Genomic DNA, 11,016 nt, shown 5'->3' on the forward strand with positions numbered 1-11,016 from the left:
GACGTAACTTGTGGGTGGGCGGGTGTGGGGAGGCGTGCTACTGCATCGAGAGCCGGAGCAGCCCCGCTGCGGCGAGCGCGAGCACCCAGCTCACGAGGCTCCCCACGAGGAACTGCTCCGCCTTCGTGCCGCCGGAGTCCTGCTGGATCTCGGGGAAGCGGACGATGCCCTTCGCAGCGATGACGCCGGCCGCCACCGGGAAGGCGCCGGCGACGAGCAGTCCTGCCAGCGCGATCCGTTCGAGGGGCCCGATCCAGCGCCCGCCCTTGAGCTGGGAGGCCGTTCTCAGGCGTTCCTCTGCGCCCGGCCGCGCATCCCTCCGGAGCGCCCCGCGCACCAGGGCGTTGGAGCTGACGACGAGGAAGGCCGTGAGTCCGGCGGCGAGGACGAGGGTGTCGCCGCCCAGATCGCCGAGATGCACGCGCCCGGCGAGGTCCCCCGCGGAGAGCGTCTCCGCGGTCACCGTCGCGGTCGCCGCGAGCAGCGCCGCGCTCACCAGCAGCAGTGCGCGGGGACGTGGGGACCGGCGGTCGGAGGGCGGCCCTTCGCCCACCTGCACCCCGGCGCTCCAGGCGAGGCCGGCCACGAGCGGGACGGGCAGCAGCCACCAGGGCGCGGCGTGGAGCAGGCCGGCCGCGAGGAGCACCGCGAGCCAGACGGCGGCGGAGGCGCGCCGCCGCCGGCGCGTGCCGGAAGCCCGTACGGCGTCGGTGCTGCCGATGCCCAGCAGGAGGAGGCCGAGGAGCGTCATGCGGGATCCGCCTCCTGTTCCTCCGCTGCGTTCGGGTCTGCGGCCGCGCTCGCCTGCTCCAGCAGGCGCATCCCCTCGAGCAGTTCGGAGGCGCCGGAGCGCCGGAGCGCCTGCGAGACCGCGGACTGCGAGACCCCGTGCGCCTCGGCTATGGCGGCCTGGGGCTTCCCTTGCGCCGCGCCGCGCGCATAGCTGCGGGTGCGGTCGTTCATGCCGTCGATGAGCATGTCGCGGAGGAGCAGATACGCATTCACGGTCGCCTCCTGTGCCGGGTCCGGCCCTCGCAGCCATGTGCGGCGGCTGGGGCGGTGTGCCTCTGCCTCCTCCGCCCGGACGAGCGCCTCGCGTGCGCGCCACCAGCCGGGCCCGTCCTGGATGGCCGTCGAGGTGCGGCTGTCCACGGGGGTGACGCCGCCGAGGCCGAGGCCGAACCGGAGTGAGGTGCCGGAGGGGAGTGCCAGCATGATGTGCAGTGTGGCGGCGAGCGCTGCGGTGAGGGAGCCGTAGACCGCCTGGAACTCGTCGCCGACCGTGGCGGTGAACGGCTCATGGGCCTCTGCGGCCTCCTCCGCGTCGAGGAGCACGGCTTCGATCTGCTCCTGCAGGCGCGAGCGGTCCGCGTGGGAGCGGGAGCGCACGATGTCGGCGATGACGGCGACCGTGCGGGCCTCGTCCGGGGGGCTCGTGCCGGGATCGGTGAGCGTCGGGACATCTGCGGACATGAGAGTAGCGTATGCCTTATAAGTCTGAAGGTATAAGCTATCTGCTTATATTTGAGCGATGAGAAGCATCGTGACCGCGAAACCCACCGCGTAGTTGAGCCAGAGGAACGTGGTCCAGCCGCGATGCGACCGCGCGGCTGTCGCATCCGTGATCCGTGCGAACCGGGCCACGGAGACGAGGTAGGGGATCGCGCCCAGTGCCGCCCAGCCGGTGAGCGGGCCGGTGAAGGCGGCGAGGATCCCGGCAGCGGCATGCCCGCACAGTGAGAGCCGGACAGTCGTCCGTGCGCCCAGGACCGTGGCGACGGAGGCGAGCCCGGCCTCGCGGTCCGGCCCGATGTCCTGGACCGCACCGAAGGCCTGGCTGGCCATGCCCCACACGAAGAACGCCGCGAGAGCACACCACCCCGCCGCGCTCGGCCAGATTCCCAGGGCCGCGAGCGCGCACCAGGCGGGGGAGGAGAAATGGGTTGACGAGGTGACCGCGTCCAGGACGGGAACCTCCTTGAACCGCAGGCCGCGCACACTGTACGCGACCACCGCGAACAGGCTCAGCCCCAGCACCGGGAGGAGCGCGACGTGCGAGGTCGCGAGCAGGAACGCGGCCGGAGGCACACAGGTGAGCGCAGAGGCCCACAGCACCGTGCGGTGCATCCGCCGGTCGAGCACATCGCCCTCGACGCCTCCCTTGCGCGGATTGCGCAGGTCCGACTCGTAGTCGAACACGTCGTTGATCCCGTACATCGCGAGGTTGTAGGGCACGAGGAAGAAGAGGCAGCCCACCCAGAAGCGGACGTCGAGCCCACCGCCGGACAGCAGCCAGGCCGCGCCGAAGGGGTAGGCGGTGTTGATCCACGACAGCGGGCGCGAGGTCATGAGCAGATGCCGCAGCGCGCGGCGCACGGTGAGCGGGGCGGACCGCGGGGTCTCCCGGGGGCGAGGCTCCTGCGCCGGCATCAGCGTGTGTCTCCCTGCTGAGCACGTCCCGGCCGTTCGCCCTCCGACCGGTCAGCCTCGGGGGCGGTGTCCGCCGCCGAGGCCGAGCCGGCCGACCGCTGCATCCGCCTGCCCAGCAGCGTCCACAGCGCGGGCAGGGCGAGCACGGCGAACACGGTGTAGGAGAAGTCCTCGACGGGCATGACGCCCAGTCGGATGCCTGAGATCTGGGCATCGCCGTAGTCCACGAGCCCCACGCTGATCATGATGTTGTCGAACACCGCGGTGAGCGTGAGCAGGACCGCGGCGGTGAGGAGGGCGGCGGCGCGGGACAGCCGTGCCCGAGGTGCCCGCCGGGTGGAGTCCGGACCGCGGCGGCAGGCGCAGGCGAAGAGCACCGCAGCCGCGAGGAGGAAGCCGGCGTTGATGAGCCAGTAGGTCATGGGGTCCCTCCGCGCCGTGCACGACGGTGTTCCAACAGACGCCGGCTGCCGGTGTAGACGTTCATCGTCAGCCAGCAGAGGAAGGTGAGGAAGAAGACTTCCTCGACGGGCAGCTCGGGGGCCAGCTGCAGGCCGGTCATGTACGAGGTCTCGCCGCGGAAGAACACGCCGAACCCGATCCCGAACGCGTCCCACACCAGGAACGTCGCGAGGCCCGCGGAGTGGACGATCGCCGCACGCCCGGGGTCCGCGAACCAGAACAGCCGGTGGCGCCAGTCCAGCATGAGCATGCCGAACATGCTGAACAGCAGGCACGCGAGGTACGCGAAGGGTTCGAGCGCGCTCACTGCGGTGCTCCTCTCAGGGCCGTGTCTGCGGGCGGCCCTCCACAAGCAGTGCGCGCTGCAGGGCAGTCTGCCTCCTGTTCCACGGCCTGCGTGGCCGGGTGAGCCCTGACCATGGAGGACTCGCCCTCAAGAGTCCGCAGGGCCTCGGCGGCGTTCTCCGCGCTCATGACGCACATGGGCAGGCCCACGCCGGGAGCGGTGAACGCCCCGGTGCGCAGGAGGTTCCTGGCGCGCGGAGACACCACGGAGTCGCGGAACATCGCGCTCTGGCCCAGGGTGTGAGCCGGTCCCAGCGCGGTCCCGGACCATGCGTGGAAGCCGCTCACGCGGTCACCGTCCGCTGCGTCCCCACCCGCGTAGTCGCCGGGTGCGCGCACATGCCGCACCCGCACGCGCGCGGCCAGATCCGGAGCTCCCACGCGCTCGCCCACGGCGTCGATGACTCTGTCCACGTACTCCTCCACCTGCTTCTGCCCCGCGCGCAGCGACGGATTCGCCGGTGCGGGCACGAGCACGAAGAGGTTCTCGCAGCCCGGTGGAGCGACGGCCGGGTCGGTCACGGAAGGGGCGCACACGTAGACGCTCGCCGGCTCCGGCAGTTCCGCCGTGCGGCCGCCGAACACCTGGGCGAAGTTCGCGTCCCAGTCGTCGGTGAAGAACAGCGAGTGGTGGGCAAGGCCCGGGATCCGCCCCTCGATCCCCAGCATGACGACGAGCGCCCCCATCCCCGGGTCGCGGCGATGCCAGCGGCGCGCGGACACGCTGCGCAGTGCGGGAGGCAGCAGCCGGGTCTCGAGATGGTGCAGATCGCAGGCGGCCACCACCCAGTCCGGAGTGAAGGTCTCCAGCCGCGTGTGCGAGGTGGCTGCGGGCGGGGCGCCCGCGCGCAAGGCCTCCGCGCGCACGGTGTCTGTGGGCGCAGTGCCCGCGGGCGAGGTGCCGGGAGCCCGGACGCGAGCGACCACCTCGGCGACGGTGCGGCTGCCGCGGGGATCCTGCGTGAGCGCGACGACCTCCGCGCCGGGCCTGATCCGCACGCCCTCCCGGCGCGCCAGGGAGGCGAACGCGGCGACGATCCGGTGCATGCCCCCGCGCGGATAGGCCACGCCGTCCATGAGGTCCATGCGACTCATGAGGTGGTAGAGCGCGGGCGCACGAGCGGGGTCCGTCGCGAGGAAGACGGAGGGATAGAGGAGGATCTGCCGCAGCAGGGGGTCGCGGAAGCGGGAGTGCACGAGGTCCTGGTAGGAGCCTGCGAGCAGGCCGGGGAGACGGGTGAGGAACGCGGCCGAGGCGGGGGCGCCTGTGTCTGCCGGCGCACCTGTGTCTGCCGGCGCGCCTGTGCCGGCAGGGATGCCGGTGCCCGCACGCCTGCTCGCGGCCGCCGCCGTGAGCGTGCGCACCAGGGAGTGCAGACGGCGGGGAAGCCCGGTGAGCCCACGGTGCTCGCGGCCGAAATCCGTGCGGAGCGCATGGTCCGAGGCGAGGTCGTAGAGAGCCGAGGCCTCGGCGAGGTGGGCGTCGAGGGCGGCGGCGGAGCCTGGTTCGCGGGACTCGAAGAGCGCGTGGAGGTGGGTGCGATCGGCACGGACGTCCAGTGGCGCTGCTCCTGCGGATGCGCCGTGGTGCGGGTAGAGGCGATAGGACGGGTCGAGCGGCACGAGGTCCAGCTGCTCCGCGGCCGTGGTGCCGAAGCGCCGGAAGAAGGCGTCGAACACCTCGGGCATGAGGTACCAGGAGGGGCCGGTGTCGAAGACGAAGCCGGAGTCCGTGAGTCGTCCGGCCCTGCCGCCCACGGTCCCGGACTGCTCCAGCACGGTGACCTCGTGGCCGTCACGGGCCATGAGCGCGGCCGCCGCCAGCCCTGAGATGCCGGCGCCCACGACGACGATGCTGCTCATGGCTGCGTCCCCGGGCGCTCTGACGTATACCGCGCCGGCATTCCGGGCCATGTGCGCACGGGGCGTCCGGCTGCCGCCAGCGCCGCGTAGCGCAGCTTGACGGCGCCCGGCACGCGGACCCGCCCGGAGAGGATCGTCTCCACCGAGGTGCCGGCGAGCCGGTGCGTGAGATCCCCGAAGATCCCGAAAGCCGTCCACACGGCGGGGCGCACGGGCGGCGGCAGCAGGTCGACGGCCTCGGCGGCGGTGGAGAGCTCCGCGAAGATCTCCGCGGTGAGCGCCTCCTTGTCCTCCTCCGTGAAGTCCGTCGCGGCGCGACCGGGGGAGGAGAGGTAGCCGCGCGCGAGGCCGTGGGAGTCGTGGGCGAGGTCGCGCAGGAAGTTGACCTTCTGGAATGCGGAGCCCAGGGCGCGGGCACCGGGCAGGAGGGTGGTCTGCGCATCCGCCGGCAGCGGGGCGCCGTTGAAGAAGGCGAGGACGCACATCTCGCCCACCACCTCGGCCGAACCGTGGATGTAGGCGGAGAGGTCCCTGCGGGAGTGCGCCGGCGAGGCGGGATCGGGGGCGGGGACGGCATCCGCGCGCATCGAGTCGAAGAACGGTCCCCACTGCGTGCTGCTGATCCCGGTGGCGCGGGCGGTGCGTGCGAAGGCGTGCGCGAGGAGATCCGAGGAGAAGCCGGTCTCCACCGCCCGGGCGATGCGGGACTCGAAGGCGTCGAGCTCCGCGCGGACCTGCGCTGGGGAGGCCCCGGTCCAGGCGCCGTCGACGGTCTCGTCGGCGACGCGGACCATCGCATAGATCGCCTTGATGTGTGCGCGGACGGCGCGGGGGAGGGCGGAGGAGGCCAGGGAGAACGAGGAGGAGTACCGCTTGATGACGGTGCGTGCGGCTGACTGGGCGGCCGCGGCATAGCGTGCGGCCGCTTGCGCGGACGCATCGGCGCGGGCGGCCAGCCGTGCGTCCCGCTGTGTGCCCGTCTGCGGATCCGAGGCGTGCGAAGGCTCTGCGCTCCGGGCAGGCAGGAAGGGCAGGCGAGGACGTGGGCGCATGGTCTCCATTGTCCCCGATGGCACGGACGTGCGGCACCGCGGGAGGGGCGGGTTCCGGCGGGGAGGAGGTGAGCATGGTGACCACGAGCACACACACCATTGAAATATACCCCCAGGGGGTATATGTTGGAGTGGTCAGCACGCGGCGAAGGAGTTCAGATGAAGGCACCAGTACGGCTCGGTCTGTACGGGCTCGTCCTCGTGGCGGTGTTCGCGGTCGCCGCGTTCACGGCGCACGCGGTGGTTCCCGAGGACACCGTGCGGGCCTGGGCGGAGGAGTCCGCCGAGGGCGGCCACGCGGCCGGGGGCGAGCACACAGGAGGACAGGCCATGACGGACGACGATGCGCACGCGGGCCATGAGGCCGGAGGCGCCGCCTCCCCGGGCCTCGGGCTGGAGCAGGACGGCTACCGGCTCACCGGCGTCACGGCCCCCGCCGAGGCCGGTGAGGCCGGGGAGCTGGCACTGACGGTCACCGGCCCTGACGGAAGCCCTGTCACGGACTACGAACCGGAGCACGAGAAGGAGCTGCACCTGATCGTGGTCCGCTCCGACGGGCAGCACTTCCGCCACGTCCATCCCGAGCGGGACGAGGACGGCACCTGGTCGATCCCCTGGGAGTGGGAGGCCGCAGGCTCCTACCGGGTCTTCACCGACTTCGTTCCCGGAGGCGCCGAGGAAGGACTCACCCTCTCGACCACGGTCCAGGTCGCCGGTGACGTCGCCCCGGCACCCGCGAAGGGGGCGGTGACGGAGACCGAGGTCGACGGCTACACCGTCTCCGTCGCCGGTGACCTCGTGGCGGGCGAGAGCTCGGAGCTCACGATGACGGTCACCCGGGAGGGCGAACCGGTCACTGCGCTGGAACCGTACCTGGGTGCGTTCGGGCACCTGGTCGCCCTGCGCGACGGGGACCTCGCCTACCTGCACGTCCACCCGCACGGCGATGCGCCGGAGCCGGGCGAGACCTCGGGCCCGGAGATCGTCTTCGAGGCGAATGCCCCCACCGAGGGCCGGTACCTGCTCTACCTGGACTTCCAGGTGGACGGACAGGTCCACACCGCCCCGCTCGTGCTGGACACGGCGACGGCCGGTGAGGCGCCCGCCAAGAGCACGCCTGCGCAGGACGAGACCACCCAGCATGGAAGCACCCAGGACGAGACGGAGCACGAGGAGGGGAGCGGACATGAGCACGGCTGAGCACACCACTGCGGACGGCACGGGCATCGAGCTGCAGATCGGCGGCATGACGTGCGCTTCCTGCGCCAACAGGATCGAGAGGAAGCTCAACAAGCTCGACGGCGTGAGCGCGAGCGTGAACTACGCGACGGAGAAGGCCAGCGTCACCGTGCCCGCGGACTACGATCCGCAGCTGCTCATCGCGGAGGTGGAGAAGACCGGCTACACCGCTGAGCTCCCCGTTCCCAAGAACAGCGCGGGCGAGGCCGGCGACGGCGAGGAGGGCGAATCCCGCGAGGACGCCGAGCTGCGGTCCCTGCGGCAGCGCCTCATCGGTGCGGCCGTCCTGGCGGTGCCCGTCATCGCGATGGCGATGATCCCCGCGCTGCAGTTCGACTACTGGGGCTTCGCCTCCCTCGTCCTCGCCGCGCCCGTCGTGGTGTGGGCGGGCTGGCCGTTCCACCGTGCCGCCTGGATGAACCTGCGCCACGGCGAGGCGACGATGGACACCCTCATCTCCGTCGGCACCACGGCGGCGATGCTCTGGTCGCTCGTCGCCCTCTTCTTCGGCACTGCCGGGGACCGCGGCGTGGTGCACCCCTTCGAGCTGACCATCTCGCCCTCGGACGGGATGGGGCACATCTACCTCGAGGTCGCGGCCGGGGTGATCACGTTCATCCTCATGGGCCGCTACTTCGAGAAGCGCTCCAAGCGCCGCGCGGGAGCCGCACTGCGCGCCCTGCTGGAGCTCGGCGCCAAGGAGGTCACCGTCCTCCGGGGCGGCGTGGAGCAGCGCGTCTCCATCGACGAGCTCGCGGTGGGCGACGAGTTCGTCGTGCGGCCCGGTGAGAAGATCGCCACCGACGGCGTGGTCACCTCGGGCAGCTCCGCGATCGACGCCTCGATGCTCACCGGCGAGTCCGTGCCGGTCGAGGTGGGGGAGGGCGACACCGTCACCGGCGCCACGGTGAATGCCGGCGGACGCCTGGTCGTGAAGGCCACCCGGGTGGGGACCGACACGCAGCTCGCGCAGATGGCGCAGATGGTCGAGGACGCACAGTCGGGCAAGGCCGAGATCCAGCGGCTGGCGGATCGCGTCTCCGGCGTGTTCGTGCCCATCGCGATCGCCGTCGCCGTCGCCACCCTGGGCGCGTGGATCGGTGCGGGCTTCCCGCTCTCCGCCGGCTTCACGGCCGCGGTCGCGGTGCTCATCATCGCCTGCCCCTGCGCACTGGGCCTCGCCACCCCCACCGCCCTGCTGGTGGGCACGGGCCGCGGCGCGCAGATGGGCGTGCTCATCAAGGGGCCTGAGGTGCTGGAGTCCACCAAGCGGGTCGACACCATCGTGCTCGACAAGACCGGCACCGTCACCACCGGCAGGATGACGCTCACGGAGGTCATTCCCGCCGCGGGCACGGACCGTGCCGAGCTGCTGCGGGTGGCCGGCGGGCTGGAGGGCTATTCGGAGCACCCCATCGCGCAGGCCATCGCCGCCGGGGCCGCAGGCGAGGTGGGAGAGCTGCCCACACCGGAGTCGTTCGGCAATGTCGAGGGCAAGGGCGTGCAGGGCGTCGTCGCCGGCCATGCCGTCGTTGCCGGACGCGAGTCCCTGCTGGAGGACTGGTCCATCCGTCTCGACGAGGATCTCCGGACCGCCAAGCAGACCGCCGAGGCGGCAGGCAGGACCGCGATCGCAGTCGGTTGGGACGGTGCCGCGCAGGGCGTGCTGGTCGTCTCCGACCGGATCAAGGCCACCAGCGCCGAGGCCGTCGCCCAGTTCACCGAGCTGGGTCTTACCCCGGTGCTGCTGACGGGAGACAACCGGGCCGTGGCGGAGCAGGTCGCCGCCGAGGTCGGCATCTCTCAGGTCATCGCCGAGGTGCTGCCCGGGGACAAGGTCGACGTCGTCACCCGCCTGCAGGACGAGGGGAAGGTCGTGGCGATGGTGGGAGACGGCGTCAATGACGCCCCCGCCCTCGCACAGGCGGACCTGGGGCTGGCGATGGGCACCGGCACGGATGTCGCCATCGAGGCCGCGGACATCACCCTGGTGCGCGGCGACCTGCGGGCGGCGGCGGACGCGATCCGGCTCTCGCGGAAGACGCTGGGCACGATCAGGACCAACCTGTTCTGGGCGTTCGCCTACAACACGGCGGCGATCCCGCTGGCCGCGTTCGGGCTGCTCAACCCCATGCTCGCGGGTGCGGCGATGGCCCTGTCCAGCGTGTTCGTCGTCTCGAACAGCCTCCGGCTGCGCACCTTCAGGGCCCGCGCGGACGAGCGGACCCTGCAGGCGGACGCCGTGCCGCCACAGGCCCGCGAGCCGCAGACGGCCTGAGTGCCGCCTGCTGTGCATCACTTGGCAGCACACCGCTATGCCGCATATCGACACACTGCACACCGACACCACCGGCGAAAGGAACCACTGATGACTGCACACGAGGATCTGAACCTGACCGACGCATCCGCAGGAGCGGGCAGCTGCTGCGGACACGCGCCCAGCGCCGCCGCCCTCGCACAGACCCCGGCCGAGGAGATGGCCGAGTGCCAGGTCATGGCCGGCACACCGGTCGTGAAGGCCGACGCCGAGGCCGCCGGACTCTACCGCGACTACGAGGGGCAGCGCTACTGGTTCTGCTGCGCTGCCTGCGGGCCTCGGTTCGATGCTGAGCCGGAGCGCTACGCCTACGCGGCATAGGACTGTCCGCGCGCCTCCGCCCTCCCCGCCGCCGTACGGGGAGGGCGGCGGTCGTTCCGCGCAGGTCCGCACTCAGCACGCAGCCCCCGCGCTGGGCGCCGAGCGGCCGGCCGCCCCGCGCCCCGCGCCCAGCGGTCGGGCGCCTGCGGCGTAGGCTTCTGCCGGAACTGCCGGAACTGCCGGAACTGCCGGAACTGCCGGAACTGCCGGAACTGCCGGAGAGCGCGGAGCAGTGCACCGTGCCTTCCGGGAGGCGGGGCACGGAGAAGGGAGAACGCCTGCGATGCAGCCGGAGGAGGGCTGGGGCGCCTATCTGCTCCAGCACGTGGGCATGGAGCCCTATCGGGTACCGGTGGTGGTGCTCTCCGCGGTGGTCATCTACCTCGTGTTCCTCCTGCTCGTGCGCCTCTTCGGCCCGCGTGTGCTCACGGTGACGAGCGGGTTCGACGCCGTCGTGTTCGTGATGTTCGGGGCGGTCGCCGGGCGCGTGGTCCTGGGCCATCCGCCCACCGTCGCTGCGGGCGTCGTCGGCCTGTGCACGCTCATGCTCATGGAGGCCGTCTTCGGGGCGGTGGAGCGGACGTGGCAGGCCAAACGTCTGATCAGCGCCGGTCCCATCGCGGTGTTCGCGCACGGCGCCCCTCTCGAGGAGGCCTGCCGCCGCACGCACACCTCCCCTGCGGACCTCCACTCCGCCATGCGCCGGGCCGGCATCGCCCATCCGGCCGAGGTGCGCGGCATCATCATGGAGTCCAACGGCAGCTACTCCGTCATCCGTGTGGGAGCGCGTGTGAGCCTCGAGGTCCTGGCGCACGTCGAGGGTGCCGCGCGCATCCTCGCGGAGCCGGAGCCGGAGCCGGACGCGGACTCGAACGCGGACCCGGACCCGGACGCGGAAGAGCGGCGGGACTGAGCGGCAGGCCTGCGCGGGCGGCTCAGTGCCCCTCACTGCCTCACGACCCCACCCTTCCCTGCCCCGGCCGGACC

Annotated in this window: 11 protein-coding genes; 4 read left to right on the forward strand and 7 right to left on the reverse strand. The window is 72.1% G+C overall.

Annotated features, from left to right (window positions below; genetic code table 11):
* Positions 1-37 precede the first annotated feature (37 nt).
* The 7 genes from Q0A33_RS07770 to Q0A33_RS07800 are packed head-to-tail and all read right to left on the reverse strand — an operon-like array spanning position 38 to position 6,152.
* Complete coding sequence (locus tag Q0A33_RS07770; protein WP_291794870.1) at positions 38-751, reverse strand: hypothetical protein; 714 nt, start codon at positions 749-751, stop codon at positions 38-40.
* A complete protein-coding gene (locus tag Q0A33_RS07775) occupies positions 748-1,473 on the reverse strand; it encodes a SatD family protein (protein WP_291794872.1) in 726 nt (241 codons plus the stop codon). Before Q0A33_RS07775 ends, Q0A33_RS07770 begins: the two co-directional genes overlap by 4 nt.
* Positions 1,474-1,518: 45 nt before the next feature.
* The gene (locus Q0A33_RS07780; RefSeq protein ID WP_291794874.1) at positions 1,519-2,430 is read right to left on the reverse strand and encodes a prenyltransferase; all 912 of its coding nucleotides are present in this window, start codon (positions 2,428-2,430) and stop codon (positions 1,519-1,521) included.
* Complete coding sequence (locus tag Q0A33_RS07785) at positions 2,430-2,852, reverse strand: lycopene cyclase domain-containing protein (RefSeq protein WP_291794876.1); 423 nt, start codon at positions 2,850-2,852, stop codon at positions 2,430-2,432. Before Q0A33_RS07785 ends, Q0A33_RS07780 begins: the two co-directional genes overlap by 1 nt.
* Positions 2,849-3,199: a lycopene cyclase domain-containing protein gene (locus tag Q0A33_RS07790; protein WP_291794878.1), complete on the reverse strand. Its 351-nt coding sequence runs from the start codon at positions 3,197-3,199 to the stop codon at positions 2,849-2,851. The genes Q0A33_RS07785 and Q0A33_RS07790 overlap by 4 nt, the downstream gene beginning before the upstream one ends.
* A complete protein-coding gene (gene crtI / locus Q0A33_RS07795; RefSeq protein WP_291794880.1) occupies positions 3,196-5,100 on the reverse strand; it encodes a phytoene desaturase family protein in 1,905 nt (634 codons plus the stop codon). Before crtI ends, Q0A33_RS07790 begins: the two co-directional genes overlap by 4 nt.
* Entirely contained in the window at positions 5,097-6,152 is a 1,056-nt protein-coding gene (locus tag Q0A33_RS07800; protein WP_291794882.1) for a squalene/phytoene synthase family protein, read from the reverse strand. The genes crtI and Q0A33_RS07800 overlap by 4 nt, the downstream gene beginning before the upstream one ends.
* A gap of 159 nt (positions 6,153-6,311) precedes the next feature.
* Between Q0A33_RS07800 and Q0A33_RS07805 the strand changes: the two genes are divergently transcribed.
* The 4 genes from Q0A33_RS07805 to Q0A33_RS07820 all read left to right on the forward strand — a co-directional run bounded on the left by Q0A33_RS07805 (position 6,312) and on the right by Q0A33_RS07820 (position 10,942).
* Positions 6,312-7,352, forward strand: coding sequence for a heavy-metal-associated domain-containing protein (locus Q0A33_RS07805; RefSeq protein WP_291794884.1), 1,041 nt, complete (start codon positions 6,312-6,314; stop codon positions 7,350-7,352).
* Positions 7,339-9,669 (forward strand): heavy metal translocating P-type ATPase, encoded by a 2,331-nt coding sequence (locus tag Q0A33_RS07810; RefSeq protein WP_291794886.1) that lies wholly within the window; start codon positions 7,339-7,341, stop codon positions 9,667-9,669. Before Q0A33_RS07805 ends, Q0A33_RS07810 begins: the two co-directional genes overlap by 14 nt.
* A 90-nt stretch (positions 9,670-9,759) precedes the next feature.
* Entirely contained in the window at positions 9,760-10,029 is a 270-nt protein-coding gene (locus Q0A33_RS07815; RefSeq protein WP_291794888.1) for a YHS domain-containing protein, read from the forward strand.
* A 283-nt stretch (positions 10,030-10,312) separates the two neighbouring features.
* Positions 10,313-10,942, forward strand: a complete 630-nt coding sequence (locus Q0A33_RS07820; protein ID WP_291794890.1) for a YetF domain-containing protein — start codon at positions 10,313-10,315, stop codon at positions 10,940-10,942.
* Positions 10,943-11,016 lie beyond the last annotated feature (74 nt).

It is taken from the genome of Brevibacterium sp. (assembly GCF_022712115.1).
GTDB classification, from domain to species: domain Bacteria; phylum Actinomycetota; class Actinomycetes; order Actinomycetales; family Brevibacteriaceae; genus Brevibacterium; species Brevibacterium salitolerans.